General features: G+C 67.8%; 18 protein-coding genes. 4 read left to right on the top strand and 14 right to left on the bottom strand.

The features are described 5' to 3' along the window. Positions 1-31: 31 nt before the first annotated feature. Genes AC3WUF_RS11965 through AC3WUF_RS11975 form a run of 3 tightly spaced genes read right to left on the bottom strand, consistent with a single transcriptional unit; the run spans position 32 to position 3260 of the window. Positions 32-553, bottom strand: coding sequence for a hypothetical protein (locus tag AC3WUF_RS11965; protein ID WP_492425815.1), 522 nt, complete (start codon positions 551-553; stop codon positions 32-34). Then, the gene (locus tag AC3WUF_RS11970) at positions 550-2805 is read right to left on the bottom strand and encodes a xanthine dehydrogenase family protein molybdopterin-binding subunit (protein WP_492425817.1); all 2256 of its coding nucleotides are present in this window, start codon (positions 2803-2805) and stop codon (positions 550-552) included. The genes AC3WUF_RS11965 and AC3WUF_RS11970 overlap by 4 nt, the downstream gene beginning before the upstream one ends. Beyond that, positions 2802-3260 carry a (2Fe-2S)-binding protein gene (locus tag AC3WUF_RS11975; protein ID WP_492427176.1) on the bottom strand — a complete coding sequence of 153 codons (459 nt, stop codon included), beginning with the start codon at positions 3258-3260 and terminating at the stop codon, positions 2802-2804. Before AC3WUF_RS11975 ends, AC3WUF_RS11970 begins: the two co-directional genes overlap by 4 nt. 142 nt (positions 3261-3402) lie before the next feature. Between AC3WUF_RS11975 and AC3WUF_RS11980 the strand changes: the two genes are divergently transcribed. Further along, positions 3403-4125, top strand: a complete 723-nt coding sequence (locus AC3WUF_RS11980; protein ID WP_492425819.1) for a crotonase/enoyl-CoA hydratase family protein — start codon at positions 3403-3405, stop codon at positions 4123-4125. 8 nt (positions 4126-4133) lie between these two features. On the opposite strand, the gene AC3WUF_RS11985 is transcribed toward AC3WUF_RS11980, so the two are convergent. Genes AC3WUF_RS11985 through AC3WUF_RS11995 form a run of 3 tightly spaced genes read right to left on the bottom strand, consistent with a single transcriptional unit; the run spans position 4134 to position 8526 of the window. After that, on the bottom strand, positions 4134-5006 hold the full coding sequence (locus tag AC3WUF_RS11985) for an alpha/beta fold hydrolase (protein WP_492425821.1): 873 nt from the start codon (positions 5004-5006) through the stop codon (positions 4134-4136). Positions 5007-5039: 33 nt separating this feature from the next. Further along, positions 5040-8330, bottom strand: a complete 3291-nt coding sequence (locus AC3WUF_RS11990) for a choice-of-anchor Q domain-containing protein (protein WP_492425823.1) — start codon at positions 8328-8330, stop codon at positions 5040-5042. Further along, a complete protein-coding gene (locus tag AC3WUF_RS11995; protein WP_492425825.1) occupies positions 8317-8526 on the bottom strand; it encodes a hypothetical protein in 210 nt (69 codons plus the stop codon). The genes AC3WUF_RS11990 and AC3WUF_RS11995 overlap by 14 nt, the downstream gene beginning before the upstream one ends. Before the next feature lie 121 nt (positions 8527-8647). Here AC3WUF_RS11995 and AC3WUF_RS12000 point away from each other — a divergent pair, with 121 nt between their 5' ends. After that, the gene (locus tag AC3WUF_RS12000) at positions 8648-11296 is read left to right on the top strand and encodes an AAA family ATPase (RefSeq protein WP_492425827.1); all 2649 of its coding nucleotides are present in this window, start codon (positions 8648-8650) and stop codon (positions 11294-11296) included. Here the strand turns inward: AC3WUF_RS12000 and AC3WUF_RS12005 are convergent. Both AC3WUF_RS12005 and AC3WUF_RS12010 read right to left on the bottom strand, forming a co-directional pair. Then, positions 11293-11751 carry a Crp/Fnr family transcriptional regulator gene (locus AC3WUF_RS12005; RefSeq protein WP_492425829.1) on the bottom strand — a complete coding sequence of 153 codons (459 nt, stop codon included), beginning with the start codon at positions 11749-11751 and terminating at the stop codon, positions 11293-11295. The genes AC3WUF_RS12000 and AC3WUF_RS12005 overlap by 4 nt on opposite strands. Positions 11752-11804: 53 nt before the next feature. Beyond that, positions 11805-12764, bottom strand: coding sequence for a DMT family transporter (locus tag AC3WUF_RS12010; RefSeq protein ID WP_492425831.1), 960 nt, complete (start codon positions 12762-12764; stop codon positions 11805-11807). 45 nt (positions 12765-12809) lie between these two features. Here AC3WUF_RS12010 and AC3WUF_RS12015 point away from each other — a divergent pair, with 45 nt between their 5' ends. After that, positions 12810-13469 (top strand): DUF305 domain-containing protein, encoded by a 660-nt coding sequence (locus tag AC3WUF_RS12015; protein WP_492425833.1) that lies wholly within the window; start codon positions 12810-12812, stop codon positions 13467-13469. 73 nt (positions 13470-13542) lie between these two features. Beyond that, entirely contained in the window at positions 13543-14976 is a 1434-nt protein-coding gene (locus AC3WUF_RS12020; RefSeq protein WP_492425835.1) for an LVIVD repeat-containing protein, read from the top strand. A 4-nt stretch (positions 14977-14980) separates the two neighbouring features. Here the strand turns inward: AC3WUF_RS12020 and AC3WUF_RS12025 are convergent, their stop codons facing one another. The 6 genes from AC3WUF_RS12025 to AC3WUF_RS12050 form a co-directional block, all read right to left on the bottom strand. After that, entirely contained in the window at positions 14981-15661 is a 681-nt protein-coding gene (locus AC3WUF_RS12025; protein ID WP_492425837.1) for a DUF4336 domain-containing protein, read from the bottom strand. 60 nt (positions 15662-15721) lie between these two features. Beyond that, on the bottom strand, positions 15722-18475 hold the full coding sequence (locus AC3WUF_RS12030; protein WP_492425839.1) for a xanthine dehydrogenase family protein molybdopterin-binding subunit: 2754 nt from the start codon (positions 18473-18475) through the stop codon (positions 15722-15724). Continuing rightward, positions 18472-18945: a (2Fe-2S)-binding protein gene (locus tag AC3WUF_RS12035; protein WP_492425841.1), complete on the bottom strand. Its 474-nt coding sequence runs from the start codon at positions 18943-18945 to the stop codon at positions 18472-18474. The genes AC3WUF_RS12030 and AC3WUF_RS12035 overlap by 4 nt, the downstream gene beginning before the upstream one ends. Next, positions 18942-19811 carry an FAD binding domain-containing protein gene (locus AC3WUF_RS12040; RefSeq protein ID WP_492425843.1) on the bottom strand — a complete coding sequence of 290 codons (870 nt, stop codon included), beginning with the start codon at positions 19809-19811 and terminating at the stop codon, positions 18942-18944. The genes AC3WUF_RS12035 and AC3WUF_RS12040 overlap by 4 nt, the downstream gene beginning before the upstream one ends. Beyond that, positions 19808-20536, bottom strand: coding sequence for an SRPBCC family protein (locus AC3WUF_RS12045; RefSeq protein ID WP_492425845.1), 729 nt, complete (start codon positions 20534-20536; stop codon positions 19808-19810). The genes AC3WUF_RS12040 and AC3WUF_RS12045 overlap by 4 nt, the downstream gene beginning before the upstream one ends. A 101-nt stretch (positions 20537-20637) precedes the next feature. Further along, positions 20638-22593, bottom strand: a complete 1956-nt coding sequence (locus AC3WUF_RS12050) for a pyrroloquinoline quinone-dependent dehydrogenase (protein WP_492425847.1) — start codon at positions 22591-22593, stop codon at positions 20638-20640. Between the last annotated feature and the right edge of the window lie 94 nt (positions 22594-22687).

The raw sequence follows: 22687 nt of genomic DNA on the forward strand, positions 1-22687 counted from the left end.
ACAACGCCGCGCCGGCGCCGCCGGTCCCGGACTAGTCGCAAGGCGCACCGCCATCAATCCAGGCGCGCAATGCGGCGACGAACTGCGGATGACCGAGCGGCGGCGGCGTGCGCCCGCGACCGGGCGACCAGCCCCACAGGACCAGCGCGTCCTCGCTCATGTGCCTGAGCAGCGCGGCCAGGTCGCGATCACCGTTGCGGCTGCGATCCTTCAGGGTTTCGCACAGCTGCGACGGCGTCAGCTCTTCCCAGGCCATGCTCAGCGGTGCAAGCGCCCAGTGCGGCGCGCCGGGCACGGCGTCGTCGGCGCTGTTGCGATCCTGATGGCAGGCCGCGCACTGCAGCGTCGGCGCACCGTGGTTGTCCGGTCCGCGCACGACCAGCTGATCGTGCCGGCGGCGCTCGTCGTCCTGGCGCGGGAACTCGGTCTTTGTATGGCAGTTCAGGCAGCGCGGATGCGTCAGCACCTCGTGGACCGGCGCGAACAGCGCATTGTCGGCCTGCGCCGCCGGCACGGACAGCATCAGCGCCGCCAGCAGGATCGCGCGCCTCATGCCACCACGCCCGCTGCGGCATGCCGCTCGCCCAGCCGGTAGCCGAGGTTCTTCAGCGGCAGCTCGCGGATCGCCGCGCCAGTGGCGGCGAAGATCGCATTCGCCAGCGCCGGTCCGACGCAGGACACGCCCAGCTCGCCGACGCCGCCCGGCGTCTCGTTGCTGGCGATGAGTACCGTCTCGATGTCCGGCGTCTCGTACATGCGCAGCAGGCGGTAGTCGTCGAAATTGCCCTGCTGGACGACGCCGTCGACCAGCGTGATCTCGCCGTAGAACAGGCTGGTCAGCGCGAACACGACCGCCGATTCGATCTGTGCTCGAACCAGGTCCGGATTGACGATCGTGCCGCAGTCGACCGCGCTGACGACGCGATGCAGGATGATCCGCTTCTCATCGTCGACGCTGAGCTCGACGACCTGCGCGATGTGGCTGTTCCAGTGGCCCATCGCCGCGATGCCGCGGGCGCGCCTGCCCTCACCGTCCTGCGGTGCCGGCAGCGGCGAACTCCAGCCCGCTGCCGTCGCCGCGGCTTCGAGCACTGCCAGCAGGCGCGGCTGCTCAGCGAGCAGTTCGCGGCGCAGCTGATACGGCTCGCGGCCGGCGCGTTGCGCGACTTCGTCGAGAAAGCTCTCCTGCGCGAAGACGTCGGTGTACTTGTTGACCGCGCGCATGAACTGCGCCGGCATCAGCGGCAGCGCATCGAGATGGAAGTCGGTACGCAGATTGCGCACCGCGTACGGAAATGTCTGGTCGAGGCGCGTCAGCTCATGCAGGGGCGGCCGCTCGCCATTGTTGAGCGCCGCGACCGCGTCGAGCAGCGTTTCCGCGGGTGCCGCCGCGGTGATGTCCTGGTTGACCGAGCGATGCGTCCAGGCACTGATGCGGCCGTTCGCGTCGAGTGCCGCACCGACGCGCACGGCGGCCATCGGCCGGTAGGAGCCGCCGCGCATGTCGTCCTCGCGGCTCCAGATCAGCTTCAGCGGCTTGCGCACGGCGCGCGCCACTTGGCAGGCGTCGCGGACGAAATCACCGAGGAAGCTGCCGCGGCGGCCGAAGCCGCCACCGGCCGGCAGCACATTGAACTCGATCTGGTTCGGCAGCAGGCCGAGCACGGCGCAGGCATACAGCCGGTCCAGCGTCGGCGACTGACTGCCGGTCCAGATCCGTGCGCGACGGCCGTCGTAGTCGATCACGACATTCAGCGGCTCCATCGGCGCATGCGCCTGGAACGGAAAGTGATAGTCGGCCTGCAGCACTTCGGCGGCCAGCAGCTGCGCCGTCGCCACTACACCGTCGACGCGGCTCGGGATGCCCGGCAGCGCCAGCAGATTCCGGTAACGCTCGCGCTGTTGCACGGAATCCGTGCGTCCGGCCAGCGTCTCGATCCACTGCACGGCGAGCGCCTTGCGCCCCTGCTCCGCCGCCCAGTAGTTGTCAGCAACCACGACCACGCCGATCGCGGTGCGATGGACTTCACGCACGCCCGGCACGGCCAGCGTCGCGCTGTCGTCGTAGCTGAGCACCTGGCCGTAGAAGCGCGGCGGTCGGGCGACGACCGCGGTCAGCATGCCGGGGATCTCGAAATCGATGCCGTACACGCGGCTGCCATCGACCTGCGCCTGCGCATCGAGGCGCTGGCGCGGTGTGCCGATCACACGGAATTCGCTGGCCGCCTTCAACGGCGCCGTGCGCGGCATGCGCCGTGTCGCGGCATCGGCAGCGAGTTCGCCGTAGCTGAGCCGCCGTCCGCCGGCAACGTCGATGACATGGCTGTTCTCGGTGACCAGCAACGCCGCATCCACCTGCCAGCGCGCAGCCGCGGTCTCCACCAACAGGCGCCGCACCAGCGCCCCCATCTCGCGCTGCGGCCGGTAGTAACCGCGCATCGACGAGCTGCCGACCGTCGCCTGCAAGGCGCCGGTGTAATACGGATTGCCATAGCGCAGCGCGACCGGCGAATGCTCCGCGCCGACCAGATTCCAGTCGGCGTCAAGTTCCTCGGCCACCGCCATAGCAATGCCGGTAAGGATGCCCTGGCCGATCTCGGTCGAGCCGACCAGCACGGTGATGCGGTTGTCGGCGCCGATGCGCAGGAAATCGCCGAGCGCGGTGTCCGCGCCAGGCGGCGGTGGTGTCTCGTCGTCGAGCGGTACGCTGGAGCCGCAGGAGATCAACAGGCCGCCGCCGACCAGCGCGGTCAGCTTGAGGAAATGCCGGCGGCTCAGCGCCAGCGCGGGCGCCGTCGCGCTCACTCGCCGTCCCCGGCGAGCTGGTGGATCGCGCGGCGGATGCGCGCATAGGTCCCGCAGCGGCACAGATTGCCGGACATCGCTTCATCGATGTCGCGGTCGCTGGGCTGCGGATTCGCGGTGAGCAGCGCGGTGGCCGCCATGATCTGGCCGGACTGGCAGTAGCCGCACTGCGGCACGTTGATCGCGCACCAGGCGCGCTGCACGCGCTGTCCGACGGCGTCGTCCGCCATCGCCTCGATCGTGCGGACCTCGCGCGCACCGACGGCACCGACCGGCAGTACGCAGGAGCGCGTCGGCTGGCCGTCGATGTGCACGGTGCAGGCGCCGCACAGTGCGCGACCGCAGCCGTACTTGCTGCCGGTCAGCTTGAGCTCGTCGCGCAGCACCCACAGCAACGGCTTGTCCGGCGCCACGTCGACCGCACGGAGCTCGCCATTCACCAGCACATTCATCAACGCCCCCTGATACCGCCGCATGCGGCCCGACCCCGGCCTGCGGAGTTTACCTGCGGACCCGACGCATCGGATCGATACGCAGGATTTCCATCGCAGGTTTGCTAGGCTGGAACCTGAAAAACCTTCACGAACCGGGTGCACGATGAGCGAGCTGGTCCGATACAGGCTGGAGGACGGCATCGCCGTCATCGAACTCGACGACGGCAAGCGCAATGCGCTGTCGCCAGAGATGTTCCGCCAGATCAACGCGGCGCTCGACCGCGCCGAGGCCGATCGCGCGCCGGTGATCCTGACCGGCCGCGAGTCGGTGTTCTCGGCCGGCTTCGATCTCAAGGTCATGAAGTCCGGCGGCGCCGACACGCTGCGCATGTTGCGCGCCGGCTATTCGCTGACGGCGCGCGTGATGGCCTATCCGTATCCGGTGGTCGCGGCCTGCAACGGCCATGTGCTGGCGATGGGCGTGTTCCTGATGCTGTCGGCCGACTACATCATCGGCAGCGCCGGCGACTTCAAGATTTCCGCCAACGAAGTTGCGCTGGGCCTGACGATGCCGCGCGTCGCCGCGGCGATGCTCAAGCATCGCCTGAGGCCGTCGGATTACCAGTCGGCGGTGACACTGTCGAAATACTTCTCGGTCGATGCGGCGCTGACCGCCGGCTTCTTCGATGAAGTGGTTGCACCGGAGGCCCTGCTCGCTCACGCGAAAGCCTGCGCCGCCGAGTTCGCCAAGCTCGACATGCCGGCGCATGCCGCGTCGAAGCGCCGCATCCGCGGCGAACTGATCCGCTATGTGCGCAGGAGCATCCCGCTGGATCTGATCGATGCGGTGAAGATGGGCCTCAAGGCCGCGCGCCGCAAGAAATAAGCACGCGCCTACTCCCCGCTGGCGGACTGAGCGGCAGCCGTCGCGACCGAAGCCTGCGGATTGCTGGCCTGCAGGAATCGCTTCAAGCCACCCAGAAACTCGTCGTTCTTCAACAGCGTCATGTGATCCGTCGACTCGATGCGGATCATCTGCACTGCCGGATTGACGCCGACCAGGCGTTCAACTGTGTCATTCGGATCGTCCTCGGGGCCGCCGCGCGCGGCCAGCAGCGGCAGCTTGATGGCCGTGGCCTCCTCCGGCCTGACGGTCAGCGCATGTAGGCTGCTGACGATCAGCTTGAGGGCCTGTTCGTCGTGCTGTGGATCGGCGGCCACTTCGGCAGTGGAAAACAAGGCCTTCACATCGCCCCACAGAAACTTGCCGCGGAACAGCCAGCCGATCAAATGCAGTTCGGCCCCGCTAAACAGGCCATTGCCGATCGTCGTCACGCTGTGGAAGCGCTGCGGAAAATGCGCGGCGAGATACATGGCGGTGATTCCGCCCATCGAATGGCCGACCAGATGGGCTTTCTCGATGCGCAGGGTCTTCATCAGATTGAGCACGTCGTCGGCGAAATGCAGGCCATAGTCATGCTCGCCATGCGGCTTGTCGCTGCGACCGTGCCCGCGCTGATCGAAGCCGATGACGCGGAAGTCCTGGCGCAACGCGTCCGCCATCATCGCCGAGCCGTTCTCGAAGTTGCCCTGGAACCCGTGCAGCAGGATCACCGGCGTGCCTGAGCCTTCGTCGACATACGCCAGCTTGACGCCGTCCGATTCGAAGCTCTTGTACTCGTAGGCGACAGCCGATTCCGACGCCCCCAGCACCAGCAACATCAGCCCGCCGCGCACGGCACGCATCCAGCGAACGGAACAACGCATCTGCCAGTTCCCCGGTCTGACGAGACCCGGATGTTAGCCCGGATTGCCGCTCACCGACCGTCTGTTCCGACGCAGCGCCGCGAGGCCGAACAGCGGCAGCATGCCAAGCCAACCGAAGCTGCCGCCACCGCCGCCGCGTCTGGCGGGACCGCCGGCGAAGACGATCACGCCATTGGCGAGACCGTCGCTGTCGCCGACGCCGCCATCGGTGAGCGTGACCGTCACCGTGCTGCCGTCAATCTCGACACCGGGGATCTCGTCGCACGCGCTGCCCACGCAACCGAGGTAGTCGCGAATGTCGATATCCGCCGCAAAGTCGATGACTGCCGTCACCGTCCCGCCGGCCGCGATGCCGTCGATCTCCAGCTCGTAGTAACCATCCGCAAACGCCGCGCCCGCCGGCGGCGTACCGCGCGCAAAACCGCCGATGCTGCCGCCCTCCGGCAAGGTCAGCACCACCTCGCGGCCTTCGGGATCGGTGGTCACCGCGGTGCGAACGACGGGCGTCGGCGTCGGAGTTGGTGCGACGGTCGGCACCGCCGTCGGGCTTGGGCTCGCCGTCGGCAGCGCAGTGGGCGTTGCCGTTGCGGCCGGTGTCGGTGTCGGCGTTGCGCTCGGCACAGCCGTCGGCGTCGGGCTGGCGGTCGGACCCGGCGTCGGCGTCGCGCCGGCATCGTCGTTAAGGATCGTCACCGTCTGCTGCTGGGTGCCGGACTCCAGGGCATTGGTGACGCTGTCGATATCGATGATCACCATCTCGTTGGCCTCGACAGCCGCATCCTCGATCGTCGCCAGCGTCACGCTCGCCGCAAGCTGCCCGGCCGCAATCACGATGCTGGCCGGCAAGCTGTAGTCGCCCGCCGTTGCCGTACCGCTCGTCGCGAGCGTGACGGTGATGGCCTCGCTCAGTACCGTCGAGCTGGTGGCGGTGATCGTCAGGTTGTTGCCCTCGGGCACCGAGCTCGCGCCGGCCGACAGCGTCACCGTTGCCTTCGCGATCGTCACCGCATGGTCTTCGACCTCGCCATCTTCGGCGACACCGCCGGCAACATTGCACTGGCCGCTCGCCGAACAGATGCGCAAGCGCAGGTAACTCGTGCCGATGCTCGCCCCAATCGGCACAGCGGGCGCCAGCGTCGCCCCCACGGCCGTGACACTGCGATCGTTGGCGATCTGCTCGCCGCTGTCCGCCCAGCTGCCACTGCGGTTCCAGTCGACCCAGGCACTGAGCCGGCCGCTGCCGCTGATGTCGACCGGGATGGACGCGGTCGAGCCGGCGATCAGCGTCAGCGCGTCGTCGATGCCGTCTTCGTCGTTGCTCGCCTGGTTGTTGTCGTCGCCGACCGCACCCGCGACGGCGCTCACCGTGCCTTCGGCGTCCGGCGCAACGGCGCCCAGATGAGGTGCGGAGGCAAGGACCTGATGCAGCGCGCCGTCGTTGACCAGCAGCGTCGGGTAACGCGGCGTGGTCGCATCGTCCGGGGCGTCGCCGAAGTCGTAGCGCCCCGCCTCGTAGGCACCGACGTCGCAGGCACCATCCACCTCGCCGTTCGCACTGCCCGCGCCGAGGCCGTTGATCGGCCGTGTGACGCCGCGCTGGTCGAGGTTGTCGACCGGCGCCGCCGCGCAGCTGACGCCGGCATCGATCGCGGCGCTGCCCGGCAGCAGCGCATGCGTTCGCGTCGGCCCGCCGTTGTCGGCGAGTGGACCGACCTTGATCGCGGCGGTGGTCGCGACCCTGGAACTGCCTGCCGAAAATCCACAGCTCGCATCGTCCGCAAGGTTGCCGCCGTCGTCGGTCGGATTGCCGGCGATGTCGACACAGCTGCCGGGGATATCGGTCGACTTGTTGCCGGAGAACAGCACGTTGCGCAGGCGCATGTCGCTGCCCGAAGTACTGAGGATCGCCGCGCCGCGGAACGTCGCTTCGTTGTCGATGAAGCTGCTGTTGGAAATCTCCACCACGTCGGCCACCAGCAAGGCGCCGCCGGCCTTGTTGACGCCCTCGATCGCGAGGTTGCCGGAGAACGTCGAGTTGTCGATGAACAGGTCGCTGTAGGACTGGATCGCTGCACCGAAGCTGCTGGTGTTGGCAATGAAACTGCTGTTGCTGATGCGCAGGCTGATGCCCTGGATCGCGATCGCTCCGCCCTGCGTCGTCGCGTTGTTGGCAATGAAGGTGCAGCGATCAATGACGACGGCACCGGTGACGTTCAGCGCGCCGCCGTTGGCCTGGTTGCCGCGGGTCAGGGTCAGCCCGGTCAGCGCCAGCGTGCCGTCGTTGCTGACGATGAGGATGCCCGAGTTGCCGGCGGCGTCGAGCGTGATCCGGCGCTCGCTGCCGTCGATCGCCAGCTCGGTGACTACCGTCGGCAGCAGGCTGCCAAGCGTGATGGTCGTGCCGACCGGCAGATCGAAGCTGATGCTGTCTGCACCGTCCGCGGCGTTCGCCGCTTCGATCGCTTCGCGCAGCGTGCAGTTCGACACCGTACAGCTGCCGTCGTCCGTGTCTGCACTGCTGTTGACGACCAGCGGCGGATTGTCCCAACTGATAGTGATGACGCCGTTGCCGGTATTGGTCGGGGCTGGAAAGCTCGCGGCTTCCAGTGCCGTGCTGCTCACATAACCCGAACCGCCGCCGCCACCGCAGTTGCTGACCTGGCCGCCGTAATAGCCGCCACCGCCACCCGCCCCCTCCGAAGTGCCGGCATCCTGACCCTGCAATGCCTGACCGCTGCCGGTCGTGCCGGTCTGGTTGCCCCCTGCCGAGGTACAGGGTGGCGTTCCGCCCGCTGCGCCGCTGAGCCCGCCGCCATCGCCACCGTTGGACGTCCCCACGTCGCCGGCACCGCCTCCGCCTCCGCCGGCGATCAGCCAGGTGTTGAGCAGAGGTGTCGCGAGATCGAGCGTGCTGCGGCCGACGATGCTCGCGCCGCCACCGCCCGCGCCGCCGCTGGGAGGTCCGGGGGTGATCACCACGTAACCATCGCCGCCGCCCGGGGCGCCGCCCGCACTGATCGTGTTGGCGCCAGCGGTATTCGCGCCGGCTTTGCCGACAACCAGCTTGATGATTTCGCCGGGCGTGGTCGCGAACACAGCGACGCTGTGTCCGCCCTTGCCGCCGACGATAGAGCGGCCGGTGCGATTGCCGCCGGCGGCGCCCTGCACATCGAAGGTCGCCTGCGTCACACCGGCGGGCACGGTCCAGGTCTGGGTCGCGTTGTCGGTCGTGTAGTTGAACGTGACGGTTCCGGCATCGGCCCGGGCTGCCGCCGCCAAACCGATGAAACCCAACAGTACGGCCCGGAATTCATTGCGCTTCATGGTCTTCATCCCCCCGGATGGTTGCATTCATGAACGCCGCCAGCTCAACCAGGCTGCTGAACCGTGCGGCGCGACCGGAAATCACATGCTCGATGCGCCCGCTCAGCTCCCCATTGGCCGAGTTGGCGCCAGCGCGAAGCTGGACGACGAATGCCCGTTCGGGCGTCAGCGGATCGTTCGCGGTTTCCGGATTCATGAGCATCATTGGGCCCGACGCCGGCATCGATGTCCTTAGCAAACCCTTAGCGATTCGCGGCGATTCGCCGTCCGGCCGGCCGCCGGGTCTGTTGACTGGCGACAGGCATCGGGGGGTGCACGTGGGGGACAGTTCGGGACTGCGGTTCGGGCCGTTTCAGCTGCTGTCGGCGCAGGGTCCGCTGCTGCGCGATGGCCAGCCGATTCACCTGCAGCCCAAGACCTTGCGCCTGCTATGGACGCTGGCGCGCCAGCCGGATGTCGTCGTCACCAAGGCGCTGTTGTTCGACGCGGTCTGGCCGCAGCGGGTCGTGACCGAAACTGCGCTGTCGTTCCAGATCCAGGTGCTGCGCACCGCGCTCGACGACGACCCGCGCGCGCCGCGCTATATCGCCACCGTGCATCGTGTCGGCTTCCGCTTCGTGGCACGCGTCGACACCGACGCAGCACCGCCGTCGATGCCGCCGAGCAGCGCCATCCTCGTCGGCCGGGCCGCAGAGGCTGCGCGGCTGCACGAGGCCTGGTCGCTGGCACACAACGGGCAACGCCAGCTCGTGTTCGTCACCGGCGAGGCGGGCATCGGCAAGACCGCCTTGATCGAGCACTGCGCGGCGGAGCTGCGCGCATCGACGCCGACGCCGCTGATTGCGAGCGGCCGCTGCATCGAAAGCGTCGGCGGCGGAGAAGCCTATCTGCCGCTGCTCGAAGCGCTCGATCAGCTGTGCCGCCTCGACAATGGCGCCCGCGCCGTCGAGCTGCTGACCCAGCAGGCGCCCGCCTGGCTGGCGCAGATGACCACGCTGCGCGAGTCCGAACGCAGCGAACTGCAGGCGCGCATCGCCGACGCCACGCCGCTGCGACGTCAGCGCGAACTGGTCGACGCGCTGGAGCGCCTGTCGCTGGAGCAGCCGCTGGTTCTGATTCTCGAAGATCTGCACTGGAGCGATCCGCCGACGGTGGAGCTGCTGCAACTGCTGAGCCGCCGCCAGAACCCCGCGCGCCTGCTGCTGCTGTGCAGCTACCGACCGGTCGATGCGATCGTCGCGCGCCATCCAGTCAACGAGATAAAGCGCACGCTCGTCGGCGAGGCGCGCGCGATCGAGCTGGCGCTGGCGCATCTGCAGGACCGCGATGCGGCCGAATACCTCGCCCGGCGTTTTCCCGATCGCCCCGATCTTCGCGATCAGTTCATGGCGCTATACCGGCGCACGGAAGGACTGCCGTTGTTCATGGTGCAGCTGTCCGAGGCCGCGGGTCTGCAACCGGCCGGCGACGACCGCGGATTCGCCAGCGAACTCGTTCCCAACGGGCTGCTGGAAATGATCCGCATGCAGGCCGCGCGCCTGCCGCAGGACGAGCAGGACGTCCTCGAAGCCGCGAGCGTCGAGGGCATCGAATTCACCACCGCCTGCGTAGCCGCCATGCTGGGGCTGTCGGAATCCGCCGCCGAGATGCTCTGCAATCGTCTCGCCCGGCACGGCGCGTTCATCGAAGACCGCGGGCTCGCGATCTGGCCGGACGGCACCGCCGGAGGGCGCTATGGCTTCCGCCATGGCCTGTATCAGACCGCGCTGTATCGCCAGCTCAGCAGCGGCCGCCGCGCCAGTCTGCATCTGGCGGTCGCCACCCGCAGTGAAGCCGGTCATGCCGAGCGCAGTCGCGAGATCGCCGGCGAGCTGGCACGCCACTACGAAGCGGCGCAGCTGCCACGACAGGCGGCGCGGTTCCATCAACTCGCCGGAGAAAACGCCTTGCTGCGCTGCGCGCCGCAGCCGGCGGCCGATGCACTGCGGCGCGCGATCGATCTGCTGGCGGTGACCGACGACGACGATTCGCGTGCGCGGCAGCTTCTGCAACTGCATCTGCAGCTCGGCGCGGCACTGATTGCCAGTCGCGGCTACACGGCGCCCGCCGTGCTGCAGGCCTTCGCCGCCGCCGACGAGCTTGCCCGCCGGCTCGGCGACGAAACCCGCCGCGCCTCCGCGCTGTGGGGCCTGTTCCTGTATCGGGCCATCGGCGCCGACTTCGACACTGCACAGGTGATCGGCCGTCAGCTGCTGGATCTCGCCACGGGACATCCGCAGGACAATCTGCTCAATCTGCAGGCACGGCTGGCGATGGGCGCCGTGCTGCTGTTCCGCGGCGAACTCGACGCTGCGCGCGAGCAGCTGGAGCCGGGTCTCGATTACTGCGAGTTGCCCATCCAGGCCTTCGCGCAGATGCTGCATGCGCAGGATCTGCGCGTTGATTGCGTGGCGACCGCCGCCTGGCTGTACTGGCTACTCGACATGCCGCTGCGCGCGAGGCAGCTGGCGGCGCAGGCGCGCAGCCTCGCCGACGAACATTTCTCGGCGAGCAGCCTCAGCCTCGCGCTGTATCGGCAGGGCGTGCTGGACTGGCTGGCCGGAGATCGCAGCGCGCAAGCGCGGGCGGAGGAGCTGCTGCGGCATGCCCGCGAATACGGCCTGCCGCATTGGGAAGCCGCCGCCGTGATCCTGCACGGCGCCAGCCTGCAGCCCGGTGATCTCGACAGCCTGGCAATCGAGCACATGCGGCAGGCGCTTGCGCAGCGCCGTGCGATGGGCGTGGGGCTCGGCGCGACGCTGGATCTGCTGTTGCTGGCGTCTGCATTGATGCGAGCCGATCGACGCGATGACGCTCAGGCGGCGCTGAGCGAAGCGGCGGCGCTGACCGAACAAACCGCTGAACGCCTGTGGACTCCGGCACTGCAAGCCGTCGCCACGACAGCGCAGACGGCGCCTGCGGTTTAGCGGTCGACGTTCGCCGCGCGCAGGCGCTTTACGAGGTAGGCGGCCAGATTACGGTAGAGCTGACAGCCGGCTTTCGGCTCATGCTCGGTGATCGCGAGAAACTGCGCGCGCGGGATGAACAGCAATCGCGTCGCCTCCATTGCCCGTGCCGACGCCGACATCGGCTGACCGTCGAGCAGCGAATATTCACCGAGGCACTCGCCGACACCGAGCTGGGCGATGCGCAGCGTGTCGACATCGTTGGTCTTGCGGTAGACGCCCATCGTTCCCGACAGCACGAAGAACAGGCCGTGGCCGCCGCGCACGTCCTGGAACAGCAGCGGATCGCCCTGCTTGAGTTCCAGCACCTTGCCGCGTGCGATCAGTTCGTCGGCGACGGTATCCGCGACGTCTTTCAGGATCGGCGAGGCCTGCAGCTCGCTGCGCTGACAGACTTGGGGATCGGCTTCGGTCACGGCGTTCTCCTGATCGGCGCGCTGACTATGCCCGCAATCGCGGCGCGGCGGAATTACTCGATCGGCTCGGACAGCACGCGGCGGCTGAACCGCGAACGCAGGCCGACCGCCAGGCCCGACAGCGCGATGATGACCATGCCGAGGATGCTCAGCGGCGCCGGTACATGGCCGAAGATCAGCCAGCCGAGCAGGCCCGCCCACAGCAGCTGGATGTAGGTCATCGGTGCCAGCACGGTCGCCGGGGCACTGCGGAACGCGGCGGTGAACAGAAAGTGTCCGAGCCCCGCCAGTGCGCCCAGGCTCAGGAACAGCAGCAGCTGCAACGGTGTCGGTGCCGGCCCGCCCCAGGACCAGGGCAGGTACAGGCCGTAGCCGATACTGCCGATCAGCGCCGTGTAGAACAGCATCGCGATCGTGGTCTCGGTCGTGGCGAGCATGCGCGACAGCAGCTGGTAACCGACCGTGAATGCCGCCGCGCCGAGGGCGAACGCGGTGCCGGCCAGATCCATCTCGCCGCCCGGATGGGCGATCAGCAGGATGCCGCCGAAACCGGCCAGCGCGGCGATCCAGCCCAGCACGCCGGCGCGCTCGCCGAGCACCGGGCCGGCGAACAGCATAACCAGCAGCGGCGACAGAAAGAGGATCGCGGTCGCTTCGGCAACCGGCATCCGCTGAAACGCCAGGCCGACCATCAGCGAAGCCCCGGCCAGGCAGGCCGCGCGCAGCACAACCAGGCCGGTGCGCTGCGTCTGGACGAGCTTGCGGCCCTGGGTCGGCGCCAGCAGCACGATCATCAGAAGACAGTTGCCGATGTAGCGGATCGCGACGACCAGCGGCACGTCGTAGCTGGCGACCAGATACTTCGTCGCGCTGTCCATGCAGGCGAACAGGAAGACGCCGAGCATGAACAGCAGCACACCGCGCAGGGAGTGCGGCTCGGTGAGCGGCGCGTTTGGAGTTTTCGAGGGTTCCGGCGGAGTCGCGCGGGGGGTGCCGGCATCTGTCATGCGCATAGTTTACGGCGAGTCATATGTCGTCCGTTTGTTATGCTCGCGCCCATGCAGCTTCCAGACCGGACCGTGCTTGCCGCGGCAATCCTCAGCGCGCTCGGCATCCTTGCCGGCGAACATCTGGTGTGGCCCCTGCTGTCCCGCAGCGAGACCGCCGTGCCGGCGACGCCCAGCCCGGTCGACATCGGTTTTGCCCAGTCCATGGCCCTGCATCACCAGCAGGCGATCGGCATGGCGCAGCTGATGCTCGACAACCGGCCGACGCCGCTGGCGCCGCTCGCCAGGACCATCGCGGCAACCCAGCTGCTCGAGCTTGGCGAGATGCGCGGCTGGCTGCGGCTGTGGAACCAGCCGCTGATCTCCGACAAGCGCGGCATGGACTGGATGCGCCTCGGCAGCAAGCCGCTCGACGAAACCCTGCAGCGCTACCTGCTCGACTGCCAGCGCGCACCGACCGGCATGGTCGGCCTGGCGACCGACGACGAGCTCAACCGCCTGCGCTTGCTCGACGGCCGCGCCCGCGACAAGGAGTTCCTGCGCCTGATGCTGGCCCATCACCAGGGCGGCATCCCGATGGCGCAGTTCGCAGCCGCGGAAGCGCGCGTGCCGGTCGTGCGCGACCTCGCCGGCCGGATCGTGCTCGAGCAATCGGAGGAGATCTATCGCATCCAGCGCACGCTGATGGCGATAGCAGCGACACCGGAGTGACCCCGCGCGCGGATATACTGCGCGAAACGGCACGCAAGACAGTGTCGGAAACAGTGCTCGGGGGAGCCAGACCATGAAAGCTCAGACCAAGATCAAGACGCCGCTCACGACGCTGCGGCGTTCCCTGCTGTGCCTGACCGTCGTGTCGGCGCTGAGCGCCTGCGGCGGCAGCGAAGGCGGCCCGACGGAAGTCGTCGACGGCCCCACGCCGAAAGCGAGCTGCGGCACCGGCTCGCGTCCGGAAACCGGCATGCAGGGACGCGTCAGCCGGGAAGACCACGACAGCGGCCGTGCCGCCGAGGGGTACACCTGCAACACCGAGATGGTCGGCTCGTACACGGTCGAGAATCCGATCGGCACGGTCGGCGGCTTCAAGGTCGAGCGCTACGTCGACAAGAACGGCCGCGAGTGCGCGTACTACGACACGACCCTGCTCTACCCGACCAACATCCTGGACCTCGAGGCCGGCGTCAACGTCCTCGACATGAGCGATCCGACCCAGCCGGTGCGCACCGCGCGCCTGCTGACGCCGGCGATGCTGTCGCCGCACGAATCGCTGGTCGTATCCCAGCAAGGCGGCGTGCTCGCCGCCGTGCTCGGCAACCCGGCGTTCTATCCGGGCGCGATCGACGTCTACGACCTGTCGGAAGACTGCCGCCACCCGGTGCTGCGTTCGACGCTCGGCTTCGGCTTCCTCGGCCACGAGAGCGGCATGGCGCCGGACGGCAAGACCTTCTTCTCGTCGTCGCCCGGCACGCCGACGCTGACCGCGGTCGACATCAGCAATCCGCTGCTGTCGATCCCGTTGTGGACCGGCAACTACCGCTCGCACGGCCTGTCGATCAGCGACGACGGCAACCGCGCCTATCTGGCCGCCGGCAACGGCAACGGCGTGCTGATTCTCGACACTTCGGAAATCCAGGCACGCACGGCGAACCCGCAGGTGCGCGAAGTCGGCAAGGTGTCCTGGGACAACCAGACGATTCCGCAGAACGCGCTTCCGTTCACCCGCGACGGCAAGCCCTATCTGCTGGAAATCGACGAGTACTCGTCGAACGGCGGCAGCGTCGCCGCGCATGGCGATATCGTCGGCGCCGGTCGCATCATTGACATCAGCGACGAGACCGCGCCTTTCGTCATCTCCAACCTGCGCCTCGAAGTGCACGAGCCGGAGAACCGCGACGCGATTGCCGGCGATCCGGGCGCGTTCCTGCCGATCCAGGGCTACGCCGGCCACTACTGCAACATCCCGACGCGGGTGAATCCGGATATCGCGGCCTGCAGCATGATCGTGTCCGGCCTGCGCATCTTCGATATCCGCGATCCGAAAAAGCCGCGCGAGATCGCCTACTTCAACGCGCCGGTCAATCCGCGCATCACGCCGGTATTCGAGGCGAGCAACTGGGCGATGTCGAGCCCGTCGTTCGTGCCGGAGCGCAAGGAGATCTGGTACACCGACGGCTACGGCGGCTTCTACGTCGTGCGGGTGACCAACGGCGCCTGGTAACGCCTCACAACAACCAGCCGAGCCCGTTGCGGATGATCGCGCGGGCATCGCGCTCGATGTTGGCGCCATGCGCCACGAGCACGCGCTCGAACGGCAGGTCGAGAATGCGCTGCATCGAGGCGCGCGCCTTGCGGCGCTTGATGTACATCATCCGCAGCAAGGGATGCCAGCCCGGCTTGCCATAGATACCGCCAAGCTTCAGGTACCAGCGCGTCGGCGCATGGTCGCTGTGCGAGAAATTCTCGATCAGGTCCGCCGTGATCAGCGTCTTTGACGCGCCGTGAAACAGCACGGTCTCGCCGAGCAGGCTGCCGTCGATCGTCACGCCGACGAGGTCCTCACGCCAGCTGGACGGCAGCGACTCGCCGAACAGCCCATCGAAGCTCAGATCCTTGCGCTTGCGCTGCAGGGCCGCCGGCCCGTACAGCTTCGCTTCCGGCCAGATCGCGAGTGCGCTGCCGGCGTGCAGATGGTGAAACAGGTTGGGACAGACGATGTACTGCACCGGCCCGAGCGCTTCGATCCGGTCGCGCAGCTCGGGCGCGATGGCGATCGGCGAATGCAGCACGAGGCCACCGCCGCTGAGGCGCACGACGGTCATCTGCGTGCCGATGTGCAGGCCGATGAAGGTCTGCGGCGCGCGCACCGTCCAGAGATTGTCGGCAATCGGCTGCAGGGCTTCCACGATGCGCTCCGGCGAAACGGGCACCTGCCCGTCGCCAGAGCCTAGCATCGGCTTGGCGCTTTAGGGCTGTCGTTCGCCGACCAGCTTGGCCGTGCCGAAGATACCCATCTTGCACTTGCCGGTCAGCTTGTCGCCTTCGATGTGCGCCTCGTACTTCAGCGTGATGTTCATCGGCTTGGTCACCTTCAGGTCCCACTTGAGGTGATTGCCGGTGACGGTGCCGCTGAAATGCGCCTCGTCCATGTTCATGATGAAGACGCCGGTCAGCTTGTCGCCATCGGTGCTCATGCGGCCGGTGAAGGCCTGCGGGCCGAGCGGCGTCGACAACACGAACTTCCATTCGCCATCGACCTGCACGGCGGCGTTGCTGACGATCTTTTCCTGCGGCGCCGACGGCGTCGCCACGTTGTGGACCGCTGCTGCGGGCGATGGCGTCGACACGTCGACCGCCGGTGCCGCGACCGGCGCGGCATGCTCGGCGATCTCGCGCCGGCCTTCGATGTGCGCGAGCAGGCGCGACGGTGTCAGCGGGAATTCCAGCTTGATCTCGCCGAACGGCGCGAGCGCATCGGCGATCGCGTTGACCAGCGTCGGCGGGCCGACGATGCAACCGCCCTCGCCGACGCCGCGGAAGCCGCCTTCGGCCTTCGACGGCTGCGAAGCGTCGTGGTTGTACTCGAAGTCCGGCACGTCGAAGATCGTCGGCAGCATGTAATCCTTGTACGTCACCGACGTCGGATTGCCGCGCGGGTCGTAGTGGATCTCTTCCATCAGCACGCTGCCGATCGCCTGCGCGAGACCGCCGGCGATCTGGCCCTCGACGACGGCCGGATTGATCATCACGCCGCAGTCCTCGCTCGAGACCCAGCGCTTGATCTTGACGAAGCCGGTATCGGCATCGACCTCGACGATGCAGGCGTGCGCCGCGCTGGTCATCGTGATCGGCGGCGGCCGGTAGCGGTACTGCACCTCAAGTCCGGCATCCATGCCTTCCGGCAGACGCTCCGGCTCGCCGTAGGCGATGTCGGCGAGATCGCGCAGGCTCACGGTCTGCGGCTTGTCGCCGGAGACATGGATATAGCCTTCGCGCAGCAGGACGTTGTCGGGCTTGGTGTTGAGCAGATGCGCGGCGATCGTCTTGATCTTGTCGACCAGCAGATCGGCGGCGCGGATGCAGGCGCCGCCGCCGGCGACCGCCTGGCGGCTGCCGTAGGCGCCGGAACCGTAGCCGCCGCGCGAGCTGTCGTCCTCGTGGACGCTGACGTCGTCGAACGGCACGCCGAGGCGCTCGGCGATGACTTGCGCCATCGTCGTCTGCGTACCGTGGCCCTGCGAATGCGTCGATACCACCGCGTTGACGCGGCCGTTCGGCTCGATGCGGATATGCGCCGACTCGCTGATCAGCACCGCGATGCCGGTGCTGCCAGCGGTCGGCTCGATGTACGTCGCGATGCCCAGGCCCAGATAGCGACCCTGCTTGCGGGCCTCCGCCTGCTCGACGCGGAACGCCGCGATGTCGACCTTGGTCAGCAGCACATCCAGGCATTCGGCCGGGCTGATGTCTTCGAGCTGCAGGCCCATCGGTGTTGTGCAAGGCTGGTCTTCGCGACGGATCAGCGTGCGCTTGCGCAGATCGACGGCGTCGATCTTGAGGCTGCGCGCCGCGCGATCGAGCAGCACTTCGCGCACCAGCGATTCGATCGCCCAGGGGCCGCGGTACGCGGCGAGACCGATCGTGTTCGTGAACCAGCCACGCGAGTAGAAATCGAAGCGCGGCAGCTTGTGCGCACCCCACAGGAACATCATCACCGCGATGTTGCTGTCGGCGCCTTGCGGATAGGCGCCATTGTTGAGGCCGTACTCGGCATGTGAAGCCAGCATGTTGCCTTCGAGATCGAAGGCGACGCGCAGCTTGATCTCCTGCTCGCGCGCCTGGTTCGCCGCGGTCAGATTTTCGAGGCGATCCTCGATCCACTTCAGCGGCCGCTTGAGCAGCATCGCGCCGAGCACCACGGCAACTTCCTCGCGCCAGGGCTGTCCCTTGAGACCGAACGAGCCGCCGACATCCTTGGAGATCACGCGGATCGAGGTCTGCGGCATGCCGAAGGCCTGCGCGAACCAGCGCGCGCACAGCTGCGGCCCCTGGCACGAAAGATAGACAGTCAGCTCGCCCGAGCCCTGCGGCGCGGCGACGACACCGCGCGTTTCCATCGGCGACTGCGCGATGCGCTGATGGTTGAACTCGACGGTTTCCAGATGCGGTGCGCTGGCGAGCAGCGCTTCAAGCTCCTCGTCCGGGTCTTCCGAGCCGGTCGCGGCGGCAACATTCGAATCAGAATCCGGATGCACCTTGGCGCCGGTCTTCGCATCGGCGAGCGTGACGACCGGATCTTCCTCGTCGTACTCGACCGTGATCAACCCCGCCGCGTCCTCGGCGATGTAGCGATCCTCGGCGACGACCATCGCGATCGGATCGCCGACATGGCGCACGCAGTCGGTCGCCAGCACCGGCACCGGCACGACCGGCGCCGCGAGGAAGAAGCTCAGCATGTCGACATGAAAGCGCGCGAGGTCTTCGGCGATCAGCACCGCATGCACGCCGGGCAGCTGGCGCGCGACGGAAAGATCGATCGCCTTGATGCGGCCGCGCGCGATCGGGCTGCGATGGAACGCGACCTGTAGCATGCCGGGCAGGCCGACATCGTCGACGTAGACGCCGCGGCCGGTCAGCAGGCGCGCGTCTTCCTTGCGCGGCACGCGCTCGCCGATGTAGCGGCCGGTGCGCACGCCGCCCTGCGTATCGGGCGCGTTCATGCCGCTTCCCCGCCGAGCTTGAGCGCCGCGCGGCGGATGCCTTGGTAGCCAGTGCAGCGGCAGATGTGGCCGGACATGGCCTGCACGAGCGACTCGCCGGTCGGCTTCGCCGGCGCGGCGGTCAGTGCCGTCAGCGTCATGACGATGCCCGGCGTGCAGAAGCCGCACTGCAGGCCGTATTCGTCGCGCAGCGCCTGCTGCACCGGGCTCAGCGTGCCGTCATCGGCGGCGAGACCTTCGACCGTCGTCACGCTGCTGCCGTCGGCCTGTACCGCGAGCATCAGGCAGGAGCGCACCGCCTTGCCGTCGACGATGACCGTGCAGGCGCCGCAGACGCCGTGTTCGCAACCGACATGCACGCCGGTATAGCCGGCGTTGCCACGCAGGAAATCGCTGAGCGTCAGACGGCCTTCGACGTTCGCGCTGTGCGTGCGGCCGTTGATCGTGAGCTGAATCTGATGATTGCTCATGCGGCCTGCCTCAGATTCAGGGTGTCGCTCAGCGCCCGCGCAAACACGCGCTTGCCCACCGTACGCCGGTACTCGGCCGTCGCGTGCTGATCGTCGAACGGTGCGGTGTCTGCAATCGCCAGCTCGGCGAGCGCACGCGCATCGAGTGCAGCAATGGATTGACCGAGCAACGCCGCTTCGACCTGGCGCGCCTTGATCGGCGTCGGGCCCATGCCGAACCAGGCGATGCCGGCTTTCGTGATCTTGCCGTCCTGCACGCTGAGCGCACCGGTGAGGCCGACCAGTGCGAAGTCGCCCGGACGCTGTGCGAGTTCCTGGAACAGCCAGACCGTGCCGGTGGGCCATTCGGGAATGTGGATCGAGGTCAGCAGTTCGTCCGGCTCCAGCGCCGTCGCGTACGGCCCGAAGTACAGCGCGTCGGCGGCGATGCTGCGCGTGCCGCGCGTCGACTGCACTTCGACAGAAGCACCGAGCGCAACGGCGGTTGCCGGCAGTTCGGCGGCCGGTTCGCCGAGCGCGATCGAACCGCCGATCGTGCCGCGGTTGCGCGTCTGGTGATGGCCGACGTGTTTCGTCGCGGTGACGATCAGCGGCTGCGCCTGCGCGAGCACCAGATCGGCGATCGCCTCGTTCTGCCGCGTCACCGGGCCGATGCGCGTGATGCCGGCATTGCGCGACACACCCTTGAGCGCGGCGATACGGTTGATGTCGATCAGGATGAATGGCTGGCTCATGCGCAGCGCGAGCAGCGGCATCAGCGTCTGGCCGCCGGCGATGATCGTCGCGCCGCCGCCCGCCTCGGTCAGCAGCTTGCAGGCTTCGTCGACCGTATGCGGCGCGTAGTAGTCGAACGGCGCCGGCTTCACCGCTTGTCCTCCAACAGCCGCGCGAGCAGCTGCGGATCGAGCGTGACGACCGGTGCGGCGGCACGGCGGCCGAACTCGAAACCGACGGCGCCGACGATCAGCAGCAGCAGACCAATCGCGATGCCCATCCAGTCGGCCTGGCCGACCCCACCGCCCTGGCCGATCAGGTAACCGGCTGCGGCCGCGACACCGACCGACAGCACCCAGACCAGCGGGCTGCCGCGCATCGCAGGTGCAGCCGCCGCACCTCGTGCAGCGACCGCGGCCTTCGCGGAAGGCGCGGGACCAGCGATGACGTTGCCGAACTGGCCGAAGAAGCGCGCCGCGAGCTGCTTGGCCGTCGCATCCATGATCGGCCCGCCGAGCTGCGCGAGACGGCCGCTGACCTGCGCGTCGACGTCGTAGGACAGCACGGTGACGCCGTCGCCGCCGTCCGACAGCTTGACCTTGGCGATGCTCTTGACCGAACCGACCGTGCCGCCCTGGCCTTCGATGATCAGCGTGTACGAATCCGGCGCGACGATGTCAGCCAGCTCGACCGCGCCGTTGAAGCGCGCACCGATCGGGCCGATCTTGATCTCGACCGTCGCCACCATGCGCGTATCGGATTCCTTGCTCAGCGACTGGCAGCCGGGAATGCAGCGGCGCAGCACTTCCGGATCGTTCAGGGCGTTCCAGACCTGTTGGCGGCTGGCTGGAATGCGTTGCTGGCCTGTGATCTGCATGTTCGGCTCTCTCTTCCTTCGGTGCGTTGCTGCCTGATGTTCAGCGCTTCATAACCTGTAGCCCGCGTGCAACCCGGGTTTCACCCGGGCTACGGTCGGACTCAGCGCTTCAATCGATACGCGACAACCGAATCGCCGGTCGTCGAGTGGTACATGGTGTGGCCGCCGGCGGCGATGACGACGTACTGCGTGCCGTTCGCCTCGTAGCTGACCGGCACCGCGGTGCCCGCGGCCGGCAGGTCCGACTGCCACAGCACCTTGCCGCTGTTGAGATCGAAGGCGCGCAGCGTGTCGTCCAGCGTGTAGCCGATGAACACCAGGCCGCCGGCCGTGACCAGCGGGCCGCCGGCGCCCGGCGTGCCGAGGTTCGTGTCGAAGTTGGCCCATGCCGGCGGCTTCATCGGCATCAGCTTGTCGATGCTGCCGAGCGGCACTTCCCAGACGATCTTCTTGTTGGCGAGATCGACGGCGGTCAGCGCGGCCCACGGCGGTGCCGAGCACGGCGAACCGAGCGGCGACAGCAGCGGCGAGATTTCGTAGACATACGGCGCGCCCTGCGCGGCGAACGCCATCGTGCCGCCCAGTTCGACCTTCTGGCCCTTGTTGTCCTTGGCCTGCGCAACCGGCACCAGCTTGACGATCGTCGGCACGCGGTTCGACGGCACGATCATCAGCCCGCTCGCGGGATCGTAGGCGCCGCCGCCCCAGTTCGGGCCGCCGCCGACCGACGGCGAGAAGATCGTGCCCTTCTCGCTCGGCGGCGTGAACGTCGGGCCGTAGTTCAGCGCCTCGACCTTGCGCTTGCAGAGCCAGCGGTCGATGAACGAAAAGCCCCAGGCGTCGTCCGGCGCGAAGCCCTGCTTGACCAGCGTCGGCATGCCTTCCGGGAACGGCTGCGTCGGCGACAGCACTTCGTCGGCGACCTTGCCGGCCTGCGGCACCGGCTTCTCGACGATCGGCACCAGCGGCTCGCCGGTCGCGCGGTTGAAGACGAAGATCAGGCCGGTCTTGTTGTTCTGCACCAGCGCCGGCACCTTCGAGCCGTCGTCCAGCGTCCAGTCGATCAGCAGCGGCTCCGACGGCGTGTCGTAGTCGAACACGTTGTGATGGACGAACTGGAAGTGCCAGGCCACCTCGCCGGTCGAGCCCTTCAGCGCGACGATCGACGACGAGTAGCGGTTGTCGCCGGCGCGCGTGCCGCCGAAGAAATCGCCGGACGGACTGGTTGTCGGCAGGTAGACCAGATCGAGCGCCTGATCGACCGCCATGTTGGCCCAGACGTTGCCGCCGCCGAAGCCTTCGGCCGTGCCCTTGGCCCAGGTCTTCGCCGCCGGGTCCGACGGATCACGCGGCAGCGGATCGAACTGCCACTTCGGCGCACCGGTGCGCGCGTCGTAGGCCAGCACGCGGCCGCTCGGCGCATCGACGCGCTGGTTGTCGGCAACCGCCGACCCGACGACGACCACGCCGTTGACGACCGCCGGCTTGGAGCCGGAGACGACCTCGCCGACAAAGATTTCCGGCTTGCTCTTCGGCATGACGACCTGACCGTTGTCGCCGAAGCCCGCGCAGCGCTTGCCGTCGCGTGCGTCGATCGCCATCAACCGGTAGTCGGCGGTGCCGAACAGGATGCGCGACTGGCAGGCCGCACCCACTGCGGCCTCTGGATCGACCCAGTGCGAGACGCCGCGGCACTTCTGCATGCCGACGACCGGATCCTTCGGATCGAAGGCCCAGCGTTCCTTACCGGTCGCCGGATCGAGCGCGATGATGCGGCGCGAGGTCGTGCAGATCACGAGGTTGCCGTCGATCAGGCTCGGCTGGTCCTCGAACGCGATCATCTTGCCGACGCTGTCCTTGGGCGGCGCTTCGCCGGTGTGGTACTCCCAGGCCAGTTCCAGATTGGCGACGTTGTTCTTGTTGATCTGCGTCAGCGGCGAGTACTTGGTACCGCGCTGATGCGACTCGGGGTCCGCCGCCTGGGCGCCGAGCGAGATGCCCAGCAGGATCAGCAATGCGGCACGGCAAGACGTTCTGAGGCTGGCTTTGAAGCGCACGACGAATCCCCTGTAATTTTGCTGTCAGAAGTATGACACTAATATCTGAACGTGATCTACTTAGCTCATAAAATGCGGCATCGCAGCATTTCCC

It is taken from the genome of Fontimonas sp. FW305-C-3, from assembly GCF_058783185.1.

Coding starts and splice junctions, on each gene's coding strand:
- AC3WUF_RS12010 (WP_492425831.1), bottom strand. CDS start 12,764: ATGCGCATGACAGATGCCGGCACCCCCCGCGCGACTCCGCCGGAACCC.
- AC3WUF_RS11980 (WP_492425819.1), top strand. CDS start 3,403: ATGAGCGAGCTGGTCCGATACAGGCTGGAGGACGGCATCGCCGTCATC.
- AC3WUF_RS12035 (WP_492425841.1), bottom strand. CDS start 18,945: ATGAGCAATCATCAGATTCAGCTCACGATCAACGGCCGCACGCACAGC.
- AC3WUF_RS11965 (WP_492425815.1), bottom strand. CDS start 553: ATGAGGCGCGCGATCCTGCTGGCGGCGCTGATGCTGTCCGTGCCGGCG.
- AC3WUF_RS12045 (WP_492425845.1), bottom strand. CDS start 20,536: ATGCAGATCACAGGCCAGCAACGCATTCCAGCCAGCCGCCAACAGGTC.
- AC3WUF_RS11990 (WP_492425823.1), bottom strand. CDS start 8,330: ATGAAGCGCAATGAATTCCGGGCCGTACTGTTGGGTTTCATCGGTTTG.
- AC3WUF_RS12030 (WP_492425839.1), bottom strand. CDS start 18,475: ATGAACGCGCCCGATACGCAGGGCGGCGTGCGCACCGGCCGCTACATC.
- AC3WUF_RS11985 (WP_492425821.1), bottom strand. CDS start 5,006: ATGCGTTGTTCCGTTCGCTGGATGCGTGCCGTGCGCGGCGGGCTGATG.
- AC3WUF_RS12020 (WP_492425835.1), top strand. CDS start 13,543: ATGAAAGCTCAGACCAAGATCAAGACGCCGCTCACGACGCTGCGGCGT.
- AC3WUF_RS12015 (WP_492425833.1), top strand. CDS start 12,810: ATGCAGCTTCCAGACCGGACCGTGCTTGCCGCGGCAATCCTCAGCGCG.
- AC3WUF_RS11995 (WP_492425825.1), bottom strand. CDS start 8,526: ATGAATCCGGAAACCGCGAACGATCCGCTGACGCCCGAACGGGCATTC.